Origin of the sequence: Pseudomonas sp. CVAP#3 (genome assembly GCF_018986375.1) — a bacterium.
Taxonomy (GTDB): domain Bacteria; phylum Pseudomonadota; class Gammaproteobacteria; order Pseudomonadales; family Pseudomonadaceae; genus Aquipseudomonas; species Aquipseudomonas helvetica.
Genome location: NZ_JAHMSC010000024.1, coordinates 49697 through 72508 on the forward strand (window position 1 = coordinate 49697; position 22812 = coordinate 72508).

Annotated in this window: 19 protein-coding genes; 5 read left to right on the forward strand and 14 right to left on the reverse strand. The window is 59.5% G+C overall.

All coding sequences use genetic code 11. The features are described from left to right. Positions 1-76: 76 nt before the first annotated feature. Positions 77-1690 (forward strand): EAL domain-containing protein, encoded by a 1614-nt coding sequence (locus KRR23_RS26750; protein ID WP_216744900.1) that lies wholly within the window; start codon positions 77-79, stop codon positions 1688-1690. A gap of 7 nt (positions 1691-1697) precedes the next feature. On the opposite strand, the gene KRR23_RS26755 is transcribed toward KRR23_RS26750, so the two are convergent. Continuing rightward, a complete protein-coding gene (locus tag KRR23_RS26755) occupies positions 1698-3488 on the reverse strand; it encodes an ATP-binding protein (RefSeq protein ID WP_216744879.1) in 1791 nt (596 codons plus the stop codon). Between the two features lie 10 nt (positions 3489-3498). Then, positions 3499-4845 carry a sigma-54-dependent response regulator transcription factor AlgB gene (gene algB / locus KRR23_RS26760; RefSeq protein WP_216744880.1) on the reverse strand — a complete coding sequence of 449 codons (1347 nt, stop codon included), beginning with the start codon at positions 4843-4845 and terminating at the stop codon, positions 3499-3501. Positions 4846-5285: 440 nt separating this feature from the next. Between algB and KRR23_RS26765 the strand changes: the two genes are divergently transcribed. From KRR23_RS26765 to KRR23_RS26780, 4 genes are all read left to right on the forward strand, one after another. After that, positions 5286-5573 (forward strand): hypothetical protein, encoded by a 288-nt coding sequence (locus tag KRR23_RS26765; RefSeq protein WP_216744881.1) that lies wholly within the window; start codon positions 5286-5288, stop codon positions 5571-5573. Between the two features lie 73 nt (positions 5574-5646). Continuing rightward, positions 5647-5811 carry a DUF1328 domain-containing protein gene (locus KRR23_RS26770; protein ID WP_071552569.1) on the forward strand — a complete coding sequence of 55 codons (165 nt, stop codon included), beginning with the start codon at positions 5647-5649 and terminating at the stop codon, positions 5809-5811. Between the two features lie 763 nt (positions 5812-6574). Beyond that, entirely contained in the window at positions 6575-7906 is a 1332-nt protein-coding gene (gltP, locus tag KRR23_RS26775; RefSeq protein ID WP_216744882.1) for a glutamate/aspartate:proton symporter GltP, read from the forward strand. Positions 7907-8034: 128 nt separating this feature from the next. Next, entirely contained in the window at positions 8035-9264 is a 1230-nt protein-coding gene (locus KRR23_RS26780) for a nucleoside recognition domain-containing protein (protein WP_054594959.1), read from the forward strand. A 169-nt stretch (positions 9265-9433) separates the two neighbouring features. On the opposite strand, the gene KRR23_RS26785 is transcribed toward KRR23_RS26780, so the two are convergent. The 12 genes from KRR23_RS26785 to KRR23_RS26840 all read right to left on the reverse strand — a co-directional run bounded on the left by KRR23_RS26785 (position 9434) and on the right by KRR23_RS26840 (position 22758). After that, complete coding sequence (locus tag KRR23_RS26785; protein WP_216744883.1) at positions 9434-10072, reverse strand: ABC-type transport auxiliary lipoprotein family protein; 639 nt, start codon at positions 10070-10072, stop codon at positions 9434-9436. Next, positions 10069-11007 carry an MlaD family protein gene (locus tag KRR23_RS26790; protein ID WP_216744884.1) on the reverse strand — a complete coding sequence of 313 codons (939 nt, stop codon included), beginning with the start codon at positions 11005-11007 and terminating at the stop codon, positions 10069-10071. The genes KRR23_RS26785 and KRR23_RS26790 overlap by 4 nt, the downstream gene beginning before the upstream one ends. Position 11008: 1 nt before the next feature. Continuing rightward, on the reverse strand, positions 11009-11812 hold the full coding sequence (locus tag KRR23_RS26795; RefSeq protein WP_216744885.1) for an ATP-binding cassette domain-containing protein: 804 nt from the start codon (positions 11810-11812) through the stop codon (positions 11009-11011). Next, positions 11809-12954, reverse strand: coding sequence for an ABC transporter permease (locus KRR23_RS26800; protein ID WP_216744886.1), 1146 nt, complete (start codon positions 12952-12954; stop codon positions 11809-11811). Before KRR23_RS26800 ends, KRR23_RS26795 begins: the two co-directional genes overlap by 4 nt. A 54-nt stretch (positions 12955-13008) precedes the next feature. Next, a complete protein-coding gene (locus KRR23_RS26805) occupies positions 13009-14052 on the reverse strand; it encodes a DUF5924 family protein (RefSeq protein WP_216744887.1) in 1044 nt (347 codons plus the stop codon). A gap of 232 nt (positions 14053-14284) precedes the next feature. Next, a complete protein-coding gene (locus tag KRR23_RS26810) occupies positions 14285-15661 on the reverse strand; it encodes a pitrilysin family protein (protein ID WP_216744888.1) in 1377 nt (458 codons plus the stop codon). Positions 15662-15720: 59 nt separating this feature from the next. Beyond that, positions 15721-17379, reverse strand: coding sequence for a Na/Pi cotransporter family protein (locus KRR23_RS26815; RefSeq protein WP_216744889.1), 1659 nt, complete (start codon positions 17377-17379; stop codon positions 15721-15723). Between the two features lie 212 nt (positions 17380-17591). Continuing rightward, entirely contained in the window at positions 17592-18359 is a 768-nt protein-coding gene (locus KRR23_RS26820) for a TerC family protein (RefSeq protein WP_216744890.1), read from the reverse strand. A 70-nt stretch (positions 18360-18429) separates the two neighbouring features. Then, positions 18430-19737: a CitMHS family transporter gene (locus KRR23_RS26825; RefSeq protein ID WP_216744891.1), complete on the reverse strand. Its 1308-nt coding sequence runs from the start codon at positions 19735-19737 to the stop codon at positions 18430-18432. Positions 19738-20144: 407 nt separating this feature from the next. Further along, on the reverse strand, positions 20145-22106 hold the full coding sequence (locus KRR23_RS26830; protein ID WP_216744892.1) for a DUF4105 domain-containing protein: 1962 nt from the start codon (positions 22104-22106) through the stop codon (positions 20145-20147). Beyond that, positions 22103-22423 (reverse strand): DUF2388 domain-containing protein, encoded by a 321-nt coding sequence (locus KRR23_RS26835; RefSeq protein ID WP_054594970.1) that lies wholly within the window; start codon positions 22421-22423, stop codon positions 22103-22105. Before KRR23_RS26835 ends, KRR23_RS26830 begins: the two co-directional genes overlap by 4 nt. Positions 22424-22449: 26 nt before the next feature. Then, positions 22450-22758: a DUF2388 domain-containing protein gene (locus tag KRR23_RS26840; RefSeq protein ID WP_216744893.1), complete on the reverse strand. Its 309-nt coding sequence runs from the start codon at positions 22756-22758 to the stop codon at positions 22450-22452. Between the last annotated feature and the right edge of the window lie 54 nt (positions 22759-22812).

The following is a 22812-nucleotide window of genomic DNA, read 5'->3' on the forward strand; positions in this document are numbered from 1 at the left end:
TGACGCCCGCCGGACGGTCAGGGCTATTTTCTGATCAGTAGCTATAACTCATTGGTAATCCTTCGGATATTCAATGATGGCAGTCGCTGGCGAAACCCTGCGCAGTTGGTTCTATCGCCCTTGGTCTTTGGCGATACTAGCGGCTGCGCTGAGTGCGGTCTTGCTGTTGGCTGGCAGCCTCGGAGTGGCGCAGCGGCAGGTCCAGCAACGTGAAAGCGAACAGATGAACGCTCAGGGCGAACGCTTTCTGGAGCGTCTGGAGCAACTGTTCGGTCAACTGCGCGAAGGCCTGGATGACCTGGAAGCGCAGCCGTTGCGTAGCTGCGACACAGACATGATCGCGACCTTGCAGCAGGTCAGTTTCAATTACCGCTTCGTATATGAAGCGGCCTATATCGATAGCACGCAATTTTGTTCGAGCCGACCGCGGCAGGATGGGCTTTCGGCAATCCGACCACCGGACATCAAAGGGCCGACCTACAGTTATTGGCTCAACACCTCGACCGAGCCCGATGAAGACCGTGCAGCGCTGATGTTGGGACGCGGTAATTTTCGCGTCGCTACCTCCCGAGGGCATTTGACCGACATGGTTGATCTGACACCCGGCAGCAGCCTGTTGGTAGTGGTCGATCATGGCGCTCGGGCGATCCCGGTACTCGGCACACCACAAACCTGGCCGCTCAGCGACCCTTGGTTGCCCTTCAGCCGTGAACCGTTGCAGGTCACGAAAACACGGCTGATCTATCGCATGCCGACCAACAATCCCGAGTACCAGTTGGTGTTGATCAGCCCTAGAACCGCATCGCACCTGCCCACGCTGTGGTGGTGGCTGGTGCCGGCAAGCCTGGTGCTGGGCTTGAGCATTGGCGGTTTGGTGTTTCTGCTGGCCCGTCAACGGCAATCGTTGGGCGGTGAGTTGCAGGGAGCCCTCAAGCGTGGCGAGTTACAGGTCCTGTATCAGCCGATCTTCGATCTCAAGAGCCGTCACTGTGTCGGTGCCGAAGCCTTATTGCGCTGGCGCCGGCCGGACGGCACGCTCACCAGCCCGGACCTGTTTATTCCCATGGCGGAAGACTCCGGGCAGATCCGTCAGATCACTGACTTCGTGTTGCAGCGATTGCTTGAACAGCTCGGTAAGTTACTTCGCGCCAACCCGCAGTTGTATATTTCGGTCAACCTGGCGGCCTGCGACGTCATGGTGCCGCGGGTTGGCCAGGTCATGGCAGGCTTGCTGGCCACGCACCGGGTCGCTGCGCGGCAGATCGCATTTGAGGTGACCGAGCGCGGGTTGATCGATGTGGTGGTCGCACGGGAGAACCTGCAAGCGTTGCGCGATGCCGGGCATCAAGTGTTGATCGACGACTTTGGCACCGGTTATTGCAGCCTGGCTTACCTGCAAACCCTGCCAGTGGACTACCTTAAAATCGACAAGGCTTTCATTGATGCGCTGGGCCACGACGCCGCCAGCAGCGGCGTGGCGCCGCACATCATTCGCATGGCGCATGCCTTGCAGCTCAAGGTGATTGCCGAAGGTATCGAACATGAAGCCCAGGCCACGTTGCTGAGCAGTGAGGGAGTGAATTACGGCCAAGGCTGGTTGTTCGCCCATGCCTTGACCGCGACGCAGTTCATTGAACTGATCACCCGAGGCCGTCGGTTGGCGTCACGGCGGCTGGATGACGAGGCGTGATCGCTCGTTAGAGTGGCAGTGCCATATAGAACTGAGTGCCCTGCCCCGGCCGGGAATACACGCCCATGCGACCACCGTGCAGCTGCACGATTTCCTTGCACAGTGCCAGGCCGAGCCCGGCGCCACCCTTCTTGCGCCCGACTTGAACGAAGGGTTCGAAAATCCGCCCCTGCTGGCCGTAAGCGATGCCTTCGCCATTGTCCTCGACGCTGACGATCACCCTTTCGCCGTGCCGGCGAGCCTGCAAGCGTATCTGCCCATGGTGGCTGGTATGGCGTAGCGCGTTGTCAATCAGGTTGTCCAGCACCCGGTCGAGTTGCGCCTGATCGGCCTGCAGGCGCGGGAGTGGTGTGTGCACTTCCACCAGCAACTCGATGCTTTGCTCATTAGCCCGCTCGGCGAAACGCCCCTGTGCCTGCTCCAGCAGGTCATCGATGTTGCACGGCGCCAGGGTGAGTTTTTGTAGACCATTCTGATAACGCGAGAAGTTCAGCAGGTCGTTGATCAACTGCATCAAACGCTGCATTTCCTCATTTACCGTGTTCAACAGGTCGGCTTCGCGAGAGTCCTCGGTAAAGTGCGCGCGCTCGCGGAACAGGCCGAAGGCCATGTGCATGCCGGTGACCGGCGTACGCAGCTCATGGGAGGCACGCAGTACGAACTCGCTGCGCACCCGTTCAAAGGCCCGTTGCTCGGTGACATCGTGCAGCACCATGACGGCGCCGAGGATATGCCCCTGGGGATGAATGACCGGCGTCAGGCTGTAGGTCAACAGCCGCGACTCGCCATCGACTTCGATGCTCAGGTCTTCAGGCGCACGCTCCGGCGTTCCGCCGCGCAGTACCGTTTGTAGTTGTTCATCGAGCTCCGGCCGTTGGAGTGCGGTGCCCAGGCCTTGGCCGAGGCGGCCTTCGTCCCAGCCCAACTGACGCTGTGCGACGGGATTAAGGTGCTCCAGTTGGCCCTGACGATCAATCATCAGCAAACCGTCATCGATGCTGTCGAGCACGGCTTGCAAGCGTTGCTGACCGGCGAGCAGTTCATCGACATTGGTTGCCTGATGCTCGCGCAAGGCTTCGGCCATGATCCCGAAGCGCCGGGTAAGCTGGGTCAGCTCCACCGCCGGGGAAATCGGCAGGGTGACATCGAAGTTACCCTGGCCGATGTTATCCGCGGCCTTGGCCAGTGCCTCGATCGGCTCACCGAAGCGCCGGGCGATGCCGTGAGCCGTGATGAAACCGATGGCCAGTACCCCCAACCCGACCAACCCAAGCAAACCGGCAATCAGCAGCGCATGTTCGCGGGCGTTGCGTTGGGTATCGTTGATGTTGTCCAGTGCCTGTTTGTGTTCGGCGATCAGGCCGTTGCGCAGCACGTTGAACTTTTCGGTGAGGTCCCGATTACCGGCGAGCTTGCCGGAAGGTTCCTGCGTGAGGCTGAAGGCCTTGAGAAAGGACAGGTAGTCCGTGCGGGCCTGCTCGAAGCCGTGATGCTCGCCATTGAAACTGTTTTCATGCTCGATGCCTTGATCCAGCAGCTCGAAGTAGCGCCGTTCAGAGGATTCCAGTGCCTCAAGGTCGGGCTTTATGCTGAGCATGTTGATCAACTGATCGTCCAGGGTCTGGCGCAGCTTGAGTTCCAGGTCCAGGGTGATGAAGTTGTCGCGGATCAGCACTTCCTGGTTACTGGCTATCTGCATCACGCTGACCAGCCCGAGTATCAGGCCGAGCAACGCCACGGTGATCAGTGCCGAGATACTCAGAAACAGCCGTGTGCGCAACTTCATCGCCAGCTTCATAAGGTGTTGCTCACAGGTTGTACTGCTTGCGTTTGCGGTACAGCGTCGAGGCGTCGATACCCAGGGTCTTGGCTGCTTGATCGAGAGTGCCGGCGCTGGCCAGTACCGCGCCGATGTGGGCTTTTTCCAATTCATCCAGACTTAGCGCCGCACCGATTCTGGGAGCGTTGCTGGTGGTTTGCTCGGCCATGCCCAAATGGCTGATCTCGACTCGCTCCTGTGGGCAAATGATGCTTGCTCGTTCGACCACGTTACGCAGTTCGCGGATGTTGCCTGGCCAGCGATAGCCGAGCAGCGCCTCGCGTGCTTCGTCGCTGAAGACACGAGCCGGCCGCGCGTATTCCTTGACGAAGCGTGCCAGGAAGCGCTCGGCCAGGGCCAGAATGTCCTCGGTTCGTTCGCGCAGTGGTGGCAGGTGCAAGGTGATGACGTTCAGCCGGTAGAGCAGGTCTTCGCGGAAACGACCGTCGCGAGTCATGTCTTCAAGATTGAGGTTGGTGGCGGCGAGGATTCGCACATCAGCGCGACGGGTCACCGGGTCGCCGACCCTTTCGTATTCCTTGTCCTGAATGAAGCGCAGCAGTTTGGGCTGCAAGGCCAGCGGAAAATCGCCGATCTCATCAAGAAACAATGTACCTGCGTCGGCCTGATTGACCCGGCCGAGGGTACTTTCGCTAGCACCGGTAAATGCCCCGCGGCTGTGGCCGAAGAGCTCGCTTTCCATCAGCTCGGTTGTCAGTGATGGGCAGTTGATGGTGACGAAGGATTTCTTCGCGCGTTTGCTCCAGCCGTGAATGGCCCGGGCCAGTTCGCCTTTACCGGTGCCGGATTCGCCGAGTATCAGAATATTGGCATCGGTGCTGGCGACCTGGCGGGCGGTTTCCAGTACGACTTTCATCGCCGGGCTGTGGGAATCCAGGCCCTCGTTGGGTTTGCGGACTTCACCTTCGAGGGCTTCAAGGCGTGCCGAGAGCTGGCGCATTTCCAGTTGTTTTGCGGTGGCCAGGCGCAATTGGTCGGGGCTGCAAGGTTTGACCAGATAGTCGGCGGCGCCGGCCTGGATAGCATCGACGGCGGTGTCCACGGCCGAGTGTGCGGTGACGATCACTACGCGCATCCAAGGCGCCTGCACACGCATTTGCGCCAGGACGTCGAGACCGTTGTCTTCGCCCAGACGCAGGTCAAGGAAGCACAGGTCGAAGACCTGCCGTTGCAACAAGGCGTCGGCCTGGGCCGCGCTGTTGGCGGTGGCAACGCTATAGCCTTCGTCTTCCAGGCAGTAGCGGAAGGTGCGCAGGATGGCGGATTCATCATCTACCAGCAAAATGCGGCCTTGATGCTCGGTGGCGGATTCCATTTTTCCTACGCTCCTAAAATGAATGCTCTTAATTTAGTCTCGGAAAAATCGGGCAAGTTGCATGGTTGATTCTGGGCGCTTCTTATCAGAATGGGGTAGTTGTCTGTTCTAAGCTCTATTAACTATATGATTTTAATAGTCTTTATTTTTACAGCGACGATCCTGGCGATTTCCCGTCTCTTTTTCTGACATCCGTATCCCTTCATACATTCCAAAAATTTTCGATTTCCTGCAAATCGATCGTGCATTACGCACGATCCTCTGCGGGCCATCGTGCAGGATGCGTCCGAATGCATTTTGTTAATCAAAATATCTATTTGATTTTATTGAGCTTATTTCGGAGTGGGAGCTGGCATGCAGGCTGCAACGGTCTGGTTAAGCCGGGCATTCAAGAAAGAGCGCCCTCTGACCAGTAACCACCAGTGTGGGAGGAGTTTCGGATGAATCGCCAACGTGCCGCCCAATTGCGTATCTCGCCACTGTCTATTCAGCAAGGGATGTTTGCCGTGTTTGCCTTGTTGATCACTTTGATCGGCGGCCAGCAGTTCTTGCGCTGGGAGCAAAGCCAGCAGCCAGAGGCAGCGATTGCGCCAACTCATCACTTGACCCAAACCCATTTCAGCGCAGTGGGCAGTCGGCCTGCTGATGCAGCCTCAATGAGAATGATGAGTGTGGACCCGGCCGAACCGGGTGCCGTGGCGCTGCGTCAGGACCGTTGGGTGTTCTAGGTAACTGGCTTGGCGCGATGTTCATGTGCCGGGAATAGCAGCACCTCTAAATAGAAGCGTAAGGAGAATCACCATGTTGAGCTGGGCAATTACATTTTTGATTATTGCCATTGTCGCTGCCGTACTGGGCTTCGGTGGTATCGCGGGCACCGCCACGGGTATCGCCAAGATTCTCTTTGTCGTGTTCCTGGTGATGTTTATTGCTTCGTTCATCTTTGGCCGTCGCGGTCGAGGCTGATCATGGACGTTTGCTTGAAGACAGACCCGAACGGGTACCGGGTTTGAAAAACAGAAGGAGGTCAGCAATGCCTCTTTCCTTTGCGCCCACCCGAGGAGGGTGCGCGCATGGCCAAGGGGCCGGGACGTTCTGATTGCTTCAGGATTGGAGTGACCTACGGGTACAGGGAGTGCCCGCGCAAGGGCCGGGTCAGGACAAGCAGCGCCGCGTATTTGACCGTCATTCATGACGCGACAAATCTGCGGCGCGCTTATATGTGCAAAGCGTTGACCTAGAGCTGCCAAACCATTTTTATCGCTACCCCGGCCGGCAAAAAAACCATCGGTGTTCTTCACAAAACATTTCGCAGTGTTTCCGGGTGACCGTATATCGACAAATTTGGCGCTGATTGCTGCTCATTATTCACTACGGCGCGTAGGATTTTTCCTTGGTTTTTGTTCATATTGCGTTGCTCAAAAAACGATCAATCTCCTCTGCGATGGCCGGTTCACGGCACTTATGCCTGCCGAAATGTCGTATTCGAACCGGTTGGGACGGCGGTTTGCTTTGAAAAAACTCATGCCGATTCGGCATAGGGTAGGCGTTTACGGCATTAGACGTCGCTCTCGTGCATCGGAATAGTTGCGCCTTTTTTATCTGCCAGAGAGCCGTAATTACGCGCTCCGGGCGACCTTATCCGGGGGCAGATGCACAGACTTTTCCGCCATTGGGCGTTCCAGTTTGTGCATCTTCCCGAGTCCATTTATAAGAAAAGGGTAATGATATGAAGAAGGCAAAGCTGAGCCTCGCCTGGCAGATCCTCATCGGTCTGGTACTGGGCATTGCAATCGGTGCGTTGCTCAACCACTTCAGTGCGGAAAAAGCCTGGTGGATCAGTAACGTCCTGCAACCGGCGGGCGATATCTTTATCCGTCTGATCAAGATGATCGTGATCCCGATCGTGATCTCCTCGCTGGTCGTCGGCATTGCCGGTGTGGGGGATGCGAAGAAGCTCGGGCGCATTGGTCTGAAGACCATCGTTTACTTCGAAATCGTTACCACCATCGCCATTCTGGTAGGTCTGGTGCTGGCCAACGTGTTCCACCCGGGCTCCGGCATCGACATGAGCACCCTGGGTACTGTGGATATCTCCAAGTACCAGGCGACCGCGGCCGAGGTTCAGCATGAACACGCGTTCATCGAAACCATCCTCAACCTGATTCCATCGAACATCTTTGCCGCCATGGCGCGTGGCGAGATGCTGCCGATCATCTTCTTCTCGGTGTTGTTCGGTCTTGGTCTGTCGAGCCTGCAATCGGACCTGCGCGAGCCGCTGGTGAAGATGTTCCAGGGCGTCTCGGAAAGCATGTTCAAGGTCACTCACATGATCATGAACTACGCCCCGATCGGCGTGTTCGCACTGATCGCAGTGACTGTTGCCAACTTCGGTTTCGCGTCCCTGCTGCCGCTGGCCAAACTGGTGATCCTGGTTTACGTCGCCATCGCCTTCTTCGCCTTCGTAGTGCTGGGGCTGATTGCTCGCCTGTTCGGTTTCTCGGTGATCAAGCTGATGCGCATCTTCAAGGATGAGCTGGTGCTGGCCTACTCCACCGCGAGCTCCGAAACCGTGCTGCCGCGCGTGATCGAGAAGATGGAAGCCTACGGTGCACCGAAAGCCATTTGCAGCTTCGTGGTGCCAACCGGTTACTCGTTCAACCTCGATGGTTCGACCCTGTACCAGAGCATCGCGGCGATCTTCATTGCCCAGCTGTACGGTATCGACCTGTCGATCAGCCAGCAGTTGCTGCTGGTACTGACGCTGATGGTCACCTCCAAAGGTATCGCCGGCGTGCCGGGCGTGTCGTTCGTGGTTCTGCTGGCAACGCTGGGCAGTGTCGGTATTCCATTGGAAGGCCTGGCGTTCATCGCCGGTGTCGACCGCATCATGGACATGGCCCGTACCGCACTGAACGTGATCGGCAACGCCTTGGCCGTGCTGGTCGTCTCCCGTTGGGAAGGCATGTACGACGACGCCAAGGGCCAGCGCTACTGGAACTCCCTGCCGCACTGGCGCAGCAAAGAGAAGCTGCCGGCTGGCGAGGCTTCCAGCAACTGACAGTGCCCTCTGTAGGCGCCCCCCCCCCGCTCCTACAAGTAGAGCCAAACAAACCCCGGAGAAATCCGGGGTTTGTCGTTTCTGCCCACCCCGCTATCATTCGCGGCATCTTCTGGGGGATTTGACTGATGCTCAATGGCCTGTGGCTTGGCTTTTTCATCGTGGCGGCCGTTTCGGCACTCGCGCAGTGGCTGATCGGCGGCAATGCCGGGATCTTCGCGACGATGGTGGAAAGCATCTTCGCCATGGCCAAGCTGTCGGTCGACGTCATGGTGTTGCTGTTCGGCACCCTGACCCTCTGGCTGGGCTTTCTGCGGATCGCTGAAAAAGCCGGGATCGTCGACTGGCTGGCCAAGGCGCTGGGCCCGCTGTTCCTGCGCCTGATGCCCGAAGTGCCGGCGGGTCATCCGGCCATCGGCCTGATCACCCTCAACTTTGCTGCCAACACCCTGGGGCTCGACAATGCCGCTACGCCGATTGGTCTCAAGGCGATGCGTGCGTTGCAGGAGCTCAATCCCAGCACCACGGTCGCAAGCAATGCACAAATCCTGTTCCTGGTGCTTAACGCCTCGTCCCTGACCCTGCTGCCCGTGACTATCTTCATGTACCGTGCCCAGCAAGGTGCGGCCGACCCGACGCTGGTGTTCCTGCCGATTTTGCTGGCGACCAGTTGTTCAACCATCGTCGGTCTGCTGTCGGTATCGTTCATGCAGCGTCTGCGACTGTGGGACCCGGTGGTGCTGGCCTATCTGATTCCGGGTGCGCTGCTGCTGGGCGGGTTCATGGCGCTGTTGACGGCGCTCTCAGCCACTGCTCTGGCGAGCCTGTCATCGATCCTCGGCAACCTGACGATGTTCGGGATGATCATGCTGTTTCTGGTGATTGGTGCACTGCGCAAGGTCAAGGTCTACGAAGCGTTCGTCGAAGGTGCCAAAGAAGGCTTCGATGTCGCCAAGAACCTGCTGCCTTATCTGGTAGCGATGCTGTGTGCAGTGGGCGTATTGCGCGCGTCCGGGGCGCTGGACTTCGGTCTGGACGGGATTCGCCATCTGGTGCAGTGGGCCGGATGGGACACGCGTTTCGTCGATGCCCTGCCGACCGCGATGGTCAAACCGTTCTCCGGCAGCGCTGCACGGGCGATGCTGATCGAAACCATGAAGACTCAAGGCGTCGACAGCTTCCCGGCGCTGGTGGCAGCGACTATTCAAGGCAGTACCGAAACCACGTTCTATGTGCTGGCGGTGTACTTCGGAGCGGTGAGCATTCAGCGTGCGCGACATGCCGTGGGTTGCGCACTGCTGGCGGAACTCGCCGGGGTGCTGGGGGCGATCGGGGTTTGCTACTGGTTCTTTGGGTAGTCCGCTATCTCTGTGGCGAGGGAGCTTGCTCCCGCTGGGTCGCGTAGCGGCCCTAAAACCTGTGATTACGTTCTGTCTGGCACACCGTGCCCAATGGTTTGCGACTGCTTCGCCCGAGCGCGGACCGGCCGGCGGGAGCAAGCTCCCTCGCCACGGGTACGGTGCTGGCTCAGGGCTTCATGGTCGCAGTCTTCTGCCCCTGCTCTACCGTCCACGCAATCACCTGCGCCGTGAGCGTATCACTGGCCTGACCAAACCCGGTCACCACTGCAGGCACCTTCACATCGCTCAATGGCTGGCGCACTTCGAAGCGGCGACTGGCGAGGATCCGCTGGTCATTGCCTCGCACCAGTAGCGCATCCAGGCTAATGACCACTTGCGCGGTGTTGCCTTGATATTCCGTCTGGAACGCTTGCAGGTTCCCGCCCAGCTCCAGATCCGTCTGCAAGTTGCTGTCGTCGGTGCTGAGCCGCTGTACGCGGCCATCCTGGGCAAACCCGGCGAGGAGCCGATTGCGCAACAGGATCGGTGTAGGATCGCTCCAGCGCGAAGCCTTGTAGCTGCTGATCAGATCGCCTTGAGGGATCACGGCGATTTTTGCACTGTTGAGCACGTCGCTGGCCTGGGGTTTAGACAGACGTAGCGACCACGGCACCGAGTTGGCGTGCATCGATGACGCGGCGCTTGGCGCGACAGGCAAGCGGTAGACATCCTGGGGGTCAGCCTTGGGTAAAATCGAGCAGGCACTGGTCAGCGCGAAACTCGCCAACAGCGCGCAGTGCGCAAAGGCGCGGAAGACGGGTTTCATGGCGTGAACTCCTTATCCTTGTCGCCGCCCAGCAAGTAACCACTGGGGTTGGAGTCCAGGCGACGAGAGATGGCGCGTAACGAACTCAGGGTGTCGCGCAACTCACGTATCGCCGGGGCCAGACTGTTGAGCCCCTGCATGCCGTTATTCAGCGCATCCTGATTGTCGGTCAGCAAACCGTTGATGGTCGCGCTGCTCTGCTCCAGCGACTTCATGGCTTGCTCGGCACTGCCGACCATCTGTTTGCCTTGATCGTTGAGCATACCGTTGGCGTTACGCATCAACGCAGAAGTCTGCTCAAGGGTGGCGCTGGCCTGTTTGCCTACCGACGCCAGTTGCTGCATGGCCTGGCTAAGATCCCCGCGCTGCTCGGCAATGCTTCCGGTGGTTTGCTCCAGGTTCTCAAGGGTTTTGCCCAGGCGGTCGACGTTTTCCGGCGACATCATCTGGTTGGCGCTATGCAGCAACAGGTTAACGCTGCTTATCAGGTCATCACTGTTGTTCAGCAATCGTGAGATGGGCGAAGGCGAGGCAACGATCTCCGGCAGATTGCCGTCCTTGCCACGCAGCTCGGGGCTTTGCGGCGTACCCCCGCTGAGCTGGATGATCGAGGTGCCGGTAATCCCGGTCAGCGCCAGTTTCGCCTGGGTGTCTTCCTTGATCGGGGTTTCGCCACCCAGGCGAATCCGCGCCAATACCCGGCGCGGGTCTTTGGGGTCGAGGCGCAAACTCACTACATCGCCGACCTTGATCCCGCTGTACTGCACTGCACTGCCTTTGGACAGACCGCTGACCGCCTCGTTGAAGACGACCTCATAATCCTTGAACTCGCTGTCGACGCTGGACTTGGCCAGCCACAGGCCGAACAGCAATGCACCGGCCACCACCAATACGGTGAACAGGCCGATCAATACATGGTGGGCTCGGGTTTCCATGTCATACCTCGTTAAGCTGTGAAGCGGCTGAAAGCGCCGCGCGGCCGCGTGGGCCGTGGAAGTATTCGTGAATCCACGCGTCGTCGGTTTCCGACACGGTGTCGATGGCGTCGGCCACCAGTACTTTTTTCTGCGCCAGCACCGCGACCCGGTCGGTGATGGTGTACAGCGTATCGAGGTCGTGGGTGACCAGGAAAACGCTCAGCCCCAACGCATCACGCAACGTCAGGATCAACTGATCGAACGCCGCGGCGCCGATCGGATCGAGGCCGGCGGTCGGCTCATCGAGGAACAGAATGTCCGGGTCCAGTGCCAAGGCACGGGCCAGCGCCGCGCGTTTGATCATTCCACCGGACAGCGACGCCGGGTACTTGTCGGCAGCCGACAGCGGCAGGCCAGCCAAGGCCAGTTTAACCGCCGCCAGATGCTCGGCGTCGTTGCGACTCAGGCCGGCGTGTTCGATCAAGGGCAAGGCGACGTTTTCGGTCACGGTCAGCGAAGAGAACAACGCACCCTTCTGAAACAACACGCCGAAGCGCCGCTCGACCAGTGAGCGTTCATGCTCCGTCAGGCTCGGCAGGTTCTTGCCAAACACCTTCACCATGCCTTCGCTGGGCTGGCGCAGGCCAACGATGCTGCGCAGCAACACCGATTTGCCGCTGCCTGAGCCGCCGACCACGGCGAGAATCTCGCCCTTGTACAAATCCAGGTCGAGGTTTTCATGCACGCTCTGGTAGCCGAAGCGATTGCACAGCCCACGGACTTCGATCACCGCCTCAGAGGGCACACGGGGTAAACGACTCACCAGCCCATCTCCATAAAGAACAACGCGGCGACCGCATCGAGCACGATCACCACGAAAATCGACTGCACTACGCTGGACGTGGTGTGGGCGCCAACGGATTCAGCGCTGCCACTGACCTTGAAGCCTTCCAGACAACCAATGGAGGCGATCAAAAAAGCGAAGATCGGTGCTTTGACCATGCCGACCAGAAAATGTTGGACGCCGATGTCCGATTGCAGCAAAGACAGGAACATCGCCGGCGAGATGCCCAGCGATATCGCACAGACCACCCCGCCACCGACAATCCCCGAGAGCATTGCCAGAAAGGTCAGCATCGGCAGCGCCACCAGCAACGCCAACACCCGTGGCACCACCAGCAGCTCCATCGGGTCGAGGCCCAAGGTACGGATCGCGTCGATTTCTTCGTTGGCCTTCATCGAGCCGATTTGCGCGGTAAAGGCGCTGGCAGTGCGCCCGGCCATCAGGATCGCGGTCAGCAACACACCAAATTCACGCAGGAACGAGAATGCCACCAGGTCCACGGTAAAAATACTCGCACCAAAACTGGCGAGTACCGTGGCGCCGAGGAAGGCCACCACTGCACCCACCATGAAGGTCAGCAAGGCGACGATGGGTGCGGCGTCGAGGCCGGTTTGTTCGATGTGCGCGATCATCGGGGTGATCCGCCAGCGCTTGGGGTGAAACAGGCTGCGAGCGATGGTTTCCAGAATCAGCCCGACAAACCCCAACAGTTGCAGCGTGTCCTGCCAGACGGCATCGACCGCGCGCCCGATGCGGGTCAGCAGTTGAATGCCGACACTGATTTCGGGCTCTTTGATGGGGATGCAGAAGTCAGTCAGCGAGCAATAGACGGTTTGCAGCAGCGCACGGTCGGCTGTGGACAGGCTGCAATCGGGGTGTTCGGCGGACTTGCCGAGGCGTTCGGCACCGAGCAGTTCGACCAGCAGCGAGGCGCCGGCGGTGTCGAGCGCGCCGAGGCCGTTGAGGTCGATGGGGGTTCGGTCGTCGTACTGGCCTTTGAGAGTGTTGCTCAGGCGTTTGAGGTCGGCGTAATGGACAAGCGTCCAGTCACCCGTGACCCGCAACCGCGCAGGGGTGTTCGAAGTATCGAGTTGGGCACTGCCGGCAATTGTGCTGCTCATAATCTCCGTGCTTGTTCGACTGATACGCAGTGCTACGTAATAGCATGATCCCGGTTATTTTGCCTCGCTCGGCGTCGTGCCGTTTTGACTGGCGTCGGTCACCTCAAAGCGCAGTACGCCGATCACCTGACCGTCTTCAGTCAGTACCCGTACTTGCCAGTCGCCTGCCGGGTTGCCGGGGAAGTTCTGTTTATGGCTCCAGGCCCGGTAGCCTTCCTTGCGCCCGCCGTGGATATCCAGTGCGATGCGGTCGACCTCTTGGCCGTTGAACTGCCAGACGTGGTAAATCCGCTCGTCGAGCCCGCGCGGTGCGTTGATCGCGGTGTAGGCGTACAGGCCATCGGGGCGCAGCTGGGCGACGCTGACTTCATTGTGGCTTTCGCCGGGTGTACGGTCTTGTAGTTGTGTGCTGATTGCCACTTGCGTCATCCACAAAGTGGCCGGCGGCACCCAGGAGCGCAGCAACCAGCCGGCGCAGCCGATGGCCAGGGTGATGCTCAGCACGCTCAGGCCGCCGCGGATCGTGCGAATCGGAAAGATCGACGCCAGGCTTGGAAAAGACAGCAGCATTGCGGTGCCAAGAGCCAGTTTGAAACTCTGAGCGGTGGTCAGGTTCAGGATGATCGGCAATGCGGTCAGCAGCGCGGCAAACAGCGTCAGGGTGTGCATCGCCAGGAACAGCCAGCGGCGCGGCGCCAGCCATTTGTAATACAGCGGGTCGGTGATCGAAACCAGCGCCGCCGCTCCGAGCAGTCCGGTGAACACCAGTTGCCCACTGTTCCAGGTGGTGGTGATGAAAAAAAACGGTAAGACGAAGAACAGACTTTCCTGATGAATCATCTGCGTCGCATAGCGCAACAACGGCTGCGGGATCTCACGCTTGAAGACTTTGGTGAACAGCTCCGTCAGGCTGTTTTCCAGCATCAGCCAGAGCCAGCTGACCAGCATGATGGTCGCAATCCAGGTTGCCAGGCTTTGTTGGCGGTCGACCAGAATGAAACTGCAGACCCCGGAGATGAAGCCACCGAGCGCAATGACCCCAGGATAGCGCTTCATCAGTTCGAGGATGCGCAGTACGTAATGGGTCAGGATAGGCATTCGGTAGTTCGCAATTGTCGTGGGAAAAAACCCCGACAGGATAACGCTGGCACAGTGATGTTGCGAGGAGCCAACGGTGTGACCGGGTACAGCAACTGTGGCGAGGGAGCTTGCTCCCGCTCGGGTGCGCAGCAGCCGCAAACGGTCGCTGGAGTTCAACGTTCACAATCGCGCTGGCAGTTTTTAGGGCCGCTTCTCGACCCAGCGGGAGCAAGCTCCCTCGCCACAGTCATCATTTTTTGCGATGCAAGCGCCAACTTAGAACACCCAGCGCCATCAACCCCAACACTCCGCCCAGCAACCACAGCACCTCGTCATAACTGAGCAGTGGCTTCTCGATGCGAATGTAACCCTGCTGTTCGAGCAATTTGCGCAGGGTCTGGTTGGCCTGGTCCAGAGTGACTGTTTGCAGGCGTTTGGCCGGGTCGTCGAAATGTCCGTCCTCATAGTCGCCAATGGCACTCCAGTAGTAGTCGGCCAGCCCGCTGTTGCCTTGCACGGCCCAGGCCTGTCGGGCGATGGCGACCTGCTTCAGGCGTTCAAAGCCTGCGGGGTCGAGACCATTCTTGAGCAGATCGGTCTTCAGATCATCGAGTACCTGCTGCGCTTGTGGCAGATCATCGCGCTCCAGATCGGCGTTCAGGCTGAGGAAACCGACACCGCCGAACACTTCACGTTCGGCCCAGGGACCGTAGGACAATCCATGTGCCAGGCGCAACTGACGATAAAGCGCCCAGTCGAGGTAATCCTTGAGCAAGTCGTACGTTTCATCGTACTGATCATCCATAGCCGGTTCCGGGAACAGCCAGTGCAGTTTGGCGCCACCCCCCGCCCAGCCCTGGATCAGATTGCGCTCGGCTAGCGCCGGGTGCTGGATGTCCGGCAGTGGTAAATGCTCGGTGGGATCAATGGCTTCGAGCTGGCCATAGGTACGCTCCAGGTAGGCCGGCAGCAGGCGATCGAGCTCACCGACAATAATCAGCGTCATGTTGTTCGGGGCGTACCACTCCTTGCGGACCTTCTCCAATTGTTCGCGAGTCAGGTGCTCTACCTGGGCTCGCTCCGAGCACTTCAGGCCCAGCTCCACCGCCAGTTGGTTGCTCGCCGTATGGCCCAGGTCCTGACGGTCGAGCCAGCGCTGCAAGTGGGAGTAATGGCCGCCATCTTCGCGTTCGACCACCTGTTTGGCCGCGCTGATTGCGGTGTCGTCGAGTCGGGTCTGGGTCAGTAGTGCCAGCAACAGGTCGAGGACTTTGCGTTGATTTTTTGCCGGTGCTTCGATGACGAACGTGGTGTCGGCGTTACTGGTGTAGGCGTTCCATTCACCACCTAATGCCTGCATGCGCTCCTCGAGCCCGCCTTCGCCGCTCGCGTCGACGCCACTGAACAGCAAATGCTCAAGCAGGTGCGGCAGCTCTTTGTCGGCGCAGGCGAAGTCGTCGAGGCCAACGCCTACCACCAGGCGAATCGCCACATGCCCGCGTTCGCTGCCGGGCTTGAGCACTAATTGCAAGCCGTTGGGCAGCGAATAACCTTCGACCTGAAAGCGATCCAGGGCAAATGAGCAGGTGGAACTCAATAGCAGGCACGCGAACAACAGACAACGCATAACAACTTTCCTGGCGGGTAAGAGCGATCTTCTAAGTGACTGCTGTCAACGCTAGACGTTCAAGGTGAATGGGTGATGTCAGCCGTATCGTCGGCAGCCAATGTACCGGTTTCGGCGGTTTCCAGGACCACATAGGCGCTGCCACAGAACAGCGAGTTCAAGCGTCTCATGTCGGAGATCAGCTCCAGGTGCAGCGAACTGGTTTCGAGGCTTTGCACGACCTTACGGTGCAAGCGGCTGACATGGGCGTGAGCCAAGCGTCTTTCCTGCGCGCGGAAGCGACGTTTCTCACGCAGCAGTTGCCGGGCGCTTTCCTTGTCGGCACTCAGAAACACCGACAGCCCCAGGCGCAGGTTGGCGATCAACTGATGGTGCAACCCCGCCAGTTCTTCCAGGCCGACGTCGGAAAAGGAGCGGCGCTGCGAAGTCTTCTGCTGCTGGACCTTGCGCAACATGCGTTCGATCAGGTCAGAGGCGAGTTTCAGATTGATCGCCAGCTCGATGATTTCTGCCCAGCGCCGACTGTCCTGGTCGCTGAGGTCTTCGCGGGGCATCTGCGCCAGATAGAGTTTGATCGCGCTGCAGAGGACTTCGACGTCATCGCTCAGGCGGCGCACTTCCTGGGTGACGGCGGTTTGCTTGCCACGCAGTACATCAAGCATGGCTTCAAGCATGTTGTCGATCAGGTCGCCGATGCGCAGGGTTTCCCGGGCGGCGTTGGCCAAGGCCAGGCTTGGCGTGGTGAGGGCTGTCGGGTCCAGGTGGCGAGGCTTGGCCTGTCCGTTGATTTCCGGGCGCTCTGGCAACAGCCAGGCACAGAGCCTGGCCATCGGACCGACGCTGGGTAGCAGCACCATGCAACGTACCGTGTTGTAGAGCAGATGAAAGCCGATCACCAGGCCTTGCGGGCGGAAATTGAGGCTGTCCATCCAGTGCACCAGCGGGCCGAGCACCGGAATGATCAGCAGCAGGCCGATCATCTTGTAGAGCAGGCTGCCCAACGCCACCTGACGTCCGGCAGTGTTCTGCATGCTGGTGCTGAGAAACGCCAGCACTCCGCTGCCGATGTTGGCGCCGATCACCAGGCCGATGGCCACCGGCAGGCTGATCACTCCGGCACCGGCAAGGGTTGCGGTGAGCAGGACGGCGGCCAGGCTGGAGTAGGAAATCATCGCGAACAGCGCCCCGACGAGGGCATCGAGCAGGATATCGCCCGTCAGCGAGGCAAACAGTACTTTGACGCCGTGAGCGTGGGTGATTGGATCGGCCGCTTCGACGATCAATTGCAGCGCGAGAATAATCAGCCCCAGACCGATGCCGACCCGGCCGAGCTGGCCCGCACGCGTCTGCTTGCGTGAGAGAAAGAAAATCACCCCGAGGAAAATCAGCAGCGGCGACAGCCATGACAAATCCAGCGTCAGGACCCGCGCCATCAGTGCGGTACCGACGTCGGCACCGAGCATGGTCGCCAGGGCGGGCGTCAGCGCCATCAGGCCCTGGCCGACAAACGAGGTCACCAGCATCGCTGTGGCGTTGCTGCTCTGGACCATCGCGGTGACGAGAATCCCGGCGATAAAGGCCAGCCAGCGCTTGGACATGTTCTGGCCAATGACATGGCGCAGGTTCGAGCCGTAGACCCGCAGGATGCCGGTTCGGACGATGTGCGTGCCCCAAATAAGCAAGGCGACGGCGGACAGTAGATTGAGCAGGGTCAGCATACTGGGCCCCCTGAATGGACAGCGCCCCAATGGAGCAAGTTGACGATGCCGCGCGACGTTCTACGTTCTGTATTTAAGCTGTAGTTGGCTAACGGTCCGGGCGCCAGCATCGCATAGCTAAAGAGTTGATTGAAACAAAACTGTCATGAAAGCAGCTTCAAGCGGGCGCGAAAAAGGGGCTCGAAAGCCCCTTGTTCTACTGTGCACTCAGGTTATTGACCCGGGATGTCCTTGCGTAGTTTCACCGGCTCCTGCTGTTTCTTCTTTTTCGCGATCGCGGTTCGCATCTTGATGTTGATCGCCTCCACGGCCAGCGAGAACGCCATGGCGAAGTAGACGTAGCCTTTGGGTACATGCACACCGAAGGCTTCGGCGATCAGCACGGTACCCACCACCAGCAGGAACGACAGCGCAAGCATTTTCAGCGACGGATGCTTGTCGATGAACGCGCTGATCATACCCGAGGCCATCATCATCACCAGTACCGCAACGATGATCGCGGCCACCATGACCGGAACATGGGACACCATGCCGACCGCGGTGATCACCGAGTCCAGAGAGAAGACGATGTCGATGATCGCGATCTGGATGATGGTGTAGAGGAAGTTGCCGCCCTTGCCACCTGGCTCGTCGGAGGTTTCGTCTTCACCTTCCAGTGCGTGAAACATCTCCTGGGAGCTTTTCCACAGCAGGAACAGGCCACCGAAGAACAGGATCAGGTCTCGCCCGGAAATACCCTGACCGAAGACCACGAACAAGTCGGCGGTCAGGCGCATGACCCAGGTGATCGACAGCAACAGCAGGATCCGCGTGACCATGGCCAGCGCCAGGCCGAAGATCCGGGTGCGCGCCTGCATGTGCTTGGGCATGCGGCTGACGAGGATCGAGATCATGATGATGTTGTCGATGCCCAGTACGATTTCCAGGGCGGTCAGCGTGAAGAAGGCAACCCAGATTTCAGGGTTGGTCAGCCATTCCATGTGTATTCCTTTGAGCGAGTGTTAAACCACGACGCCAGCATTTAGCTGGCGGCACGGTGAGTTGATGCCGTTACAAGGTGCTGAACAGCGGGAAAATCCCCATCAGCAATGCAGCGACGAGTATGCACATGCAGACCAGTACTGCCCACTTCAGGGTAAAGCGTTGATGATCACCGAATTCGATCCCGGCCAATGCCACCAGCAAGTAGGTGGAAGGTACCAGCGGGCTCAGCAGGTGGACGGGTTGACCGACAATCGAGGCACGGGCCATTTCCACCGCGGTGATGCCGTAGTGGCTGGCGGCTTCGGCCAGAACCGGCAATACACCGTAGTAAAACGCATCGTTGGACATGAAAAAGGTGAACGGCATGCTCGCCAGTGCGGTGATCACGGCCAGGTACGGACCGAGGAAATCCGGAATCACGGCCAGCAAGCTTTTCGACATGGCATCGACCATGCCGGTGCCGGTCAGGATGCCGGTGAAGATACCGGCGGCAAAAATCAGCCCAACCACCGACAACACGCTACCGGCGTGGGCGGCAACGCGATCTTTTTGCTGTTGCAGGCAAGGGTAGTTGACGATCATCGCGATACTGAACGCGACCATGAACAACACCGGCAGTGGCAGCAGGCCGGCGATCAGGGCACACATCAGGGCCAGGGTCAGGGCGCCGTTGAACCAGATCAGCTTCGGACGACGAGCATCCGGGAACTGCGAAACGCTGATTTCGCTGTGGTCGATTTCGTCGCCGATCAGGTGCAATTCACCCAGGCGCGCACGTTCACGTTTACCGTACAGGTAGGCAATCGCCAGGATCGCCACCACGCCAGCGAGCATGGCGGGGATCATCGGCACGAAGATGTCCGACGGGTCGACATGCAGCGCACTGGCGGCACGCGCAGTCGGGCCGCCCCACGGGGTCATGTTCATTACGCCACCGGCGAGGATGATCAGGCCAGCCATGATCCGCGGGCTCATGCCGATGCGGCTGTACAGCGGCAGCATGGCGGCCACGCAGATCATGTAAGTCGTGGCGCCGTCACCGTCCATGGACACCACCAGGGCGAGCACAGCGGTGCCTACGGAAACCTTCAGCGGGTCGCCCTTGACCAGTTTGAGGATCTTGCGCACGGCCGGATCAAACAGGCCGGAGTCGATCATCAGGGCGAAATAGAGGATGGCGAACATCAGCATCACCCCGGTCGGGGCCAGCTTGGTGATGCCTTCGAGCATCATCGGGCCGATCTTCGGGGCAAAACCACCGAACAGGGCGAACAGGATCGGAACGATGATCAGGGCGATCAGCGCCGACAGGCGCTTGGTCATGATCAGGTACATGAACGTGATGACCATGGCGAAGCCAAGGAAAGTCAGCATGGGAATACTCCAGGCGTAGCGCGGCTAGGGAATGGCGAACCGGGTGGGGTCAGCGCAGAACGGAAAGCACGAGGCGTACGGGGGGAGTCGGGGCAAACAGGCGGGTACGAGCGGACATCAGAATCACCATTGTTGTTGTTAATTGGGCCGCGCGAACGTTGCGACATTCGTTTGGCCAACCGGTCTGTTGCCGGCAGTGCGGGCGATCCTAATGGGCAAACCTTTCAGCCAGCTTTCGCTGGGCAAACACCGGACGAGATGTTCGAAGTGGGCTGGCGCGGCCTGAAGTAGTGGCCAGTACCGCGGTTTGACGGCGTTAAATATGAAGACGGAGGCATCGCAATGAGCGGGCTGCACTCAGGCGGATGCCATTGTGGACAACTGCGGTATCAATTCACCGGGTCGACTTAAGGCAACTCCAGCCCGCCGGCCGCCTTATGCAACGCTCGCAAATGCTCACCCAATTGCTTGATGTTGGCCTCATTCGCGGCGATCTCGGCGGCTCGGCCTGGCTCAAGCAGCGCCCTGACCTCTTTGTCCAGATCACCGGTCAACACCTGTAATTTCTTCTGTCGCGTACTGCTTTCCGACTCCAGGCGTTTCCATTCATTGGGTTGCGGAAGGCCGTAGCCGCCTCTGTCGAGCAGTTCAGCCGGACGGCTGAGGAAACCACTGTTGACGAGAATCTGCTTCAAGGTCTGATTGGCCTGGTCCATACCGCCGTTTTTCAATTCGCGGGCATCCAGGTAGCGTTGTTTCACCTCATTCTGGGCAAGCAACAATTGCTGGCGGAAACTCGCCTGCTCCAGCAACAGCAGCGCAGCGCTGGTGCGCAGATCGGCCTGCTGAAACCACGGGCGACGTTCTGCGGCCGTCAGCGCCATCCAGTCTTCAACCTTGTCCTGTTTGATCGGCAGGTGCTTTTTCAGCACCTCGAACATCGCTTGATAACGATCGCGGAACGAGTCGAAGCGATAGCCCAGGCGCAAGGCCTCGCGCGGATTGTCGAGCACGCTGGTATCCGCCAGTCCGCGGGCCTTGAGTATTTCCAGCAAGCCGTTGGGCATGATGCTGTCCATGCCGACCAGTTGTGGATTGTTACTGCCACTGCGCAACAGCTTCAGGCTCTCGACCGCGCAGTTGTTGGACAGGAAGTAATAGTTGCCGTCGTAGCTCCAATGCATTTCGGCGGCGTGTTCGACCAACTCTCCAATTTCACTGCGCGACAGATTGAGTGGCACCGAGGCCAGGCTGCGCAGTTCGGTCTTGGTGTATTCGTCGATGACTTGCGACAGCGGCAACACGAAGAGTCGCGACGGATACTTGCCGACCAGACCATCCCAGCTCGACAGTTGTACGTCACCGACAAAGGCGCGGTAGGACAGCACCAGTGAATATTCCAGGTCCAGTCGGCAATCCGGTCCGCGCGGGCGACCGGGCGCACAAATCACCAGCCGCAACATGCTGTGGCCCCAGCGGCTGACCAGATTCTGATTGGCTTCGGCCAGCAGGTAGTCGACGGAGTAGACCCTTTCCGGATCGACCTGGCCCAGCGGTTGTTTGGCGAAGTCGTTGCCCGCGTTCAGGAAGGCGAAGGATTGGGCGCATTTGTCCTTGGCCGGCGGAGCCCAGCCGAAGTGTTCCTGGTAATAACGGTACAGCGCCGGGCGGCGGCAGGCGTAGCTCGGGTCGAGGAGGAAGTACTCCATGTTGACCGCGACGAACTCCTTGGGGCTGCTCGTCTCGTAGAGGTCCGGGCTGCGGACAATTTGTCGGTTGTGCTGTTCGCGTTCACCGCGTCGGCCGACGTATTGCGGCCAGCCGGCGAGGTCCAGCAGGCGTGGATCGTCGCTCAAGGTGAAACGACGGTCAGTCTGGCCACGGCATTGATCGGGAAGGCCGACCAGGCCTGAACTGTTGCTCTGTCGCGTACAGCGTTGGATCTGCAAACGCTCGGCACTGGTCCACAAGCGCGCACGGTCATAAATGTGCGTGAGTTCATGCAGCACCGTGGCGAGCATTTCGCGGCGAACGGTGCCGTGGGGGCGATTGGTTTTTTTCGTCGCGGCGCTGCCGTCGGTGAGGCTGGCCAGCAGATTGCGATTGAGGTCCACCTCTGACACCAGGGACGCCTCTCCGTAGGCGTTACCGGGCATTGCGTCGGTCCAGCCAACATCAATCCGGCGGTCCAGTTGCTCGATGAAACGCGGCGGCAGTGCCTGCATCGCTTCATCCAGCAGGGCCTGGCTGGCCTGCTGTTCTGCCGGGCTCAGGCCGTCGGTCTTGAGGTGTAGTTGCAGGCTGGCCTGAGCCGCGCTGCAAAGCAGCAATACGGCCCCGGCCATCAGCCAGGCGGCTAGTGTCCTCACAGTGCGAGGATGGCTTCGGCGAGGACTTGATCACTGGCGTCGCGGGCTTCCGGCACACGCGTGCGCAAGGTGTCGAAGGCAGCTTCCAAGTGTGCACCACGGATATCGCCATTGCTGGCGACGAAACTGGCCGCGTCGTCGTGGGCTTCACGGACGACTTTCAGGTCACGAATCGAGGTGGTGGTGTCGGAGGTGAAATCGAGAGTGCGCTGGGAGGCACGGATGATCATGTTACTGGTGGCTTCGAGGGTGTGTGCCTGGGCCACATCGGCCAACAGTAACAGGCCAAGGGTGGCGGCAATCAGCGGGCTACGCATGGAACGACTCCGGAAAAACAGGATAACTATTGGACGAGAATTGCCTGTGCCAGTTCAAGGTCGCTGGCATGAAGTTTTGGCTGGGTCTGGCGCAGGTAAACCAGGGCGGACTCCAGTTGCGCTCCTCGCAGTTGACCGTCACTGGCAATGAACGCCGCCGCATCATCGTGGGCAGCGAGTAGCAGTTTATGGTCGAAGGGCGCGGAGGTCACCTTGCTTGTCACATAAGTGGTGACGACGAGATTCTGCGTAGTCAGGTCCAGGGCATGGGCAGGACTGCTCCAGCAGGCGCTGATAAACAGGGATGTGATAAATGGTTTTGAAAGAAAATGCATGAGGCTCGACGGTTGGAAACGAGTCCCAAGGCTAGCGCAATGCCCGGACCAGAG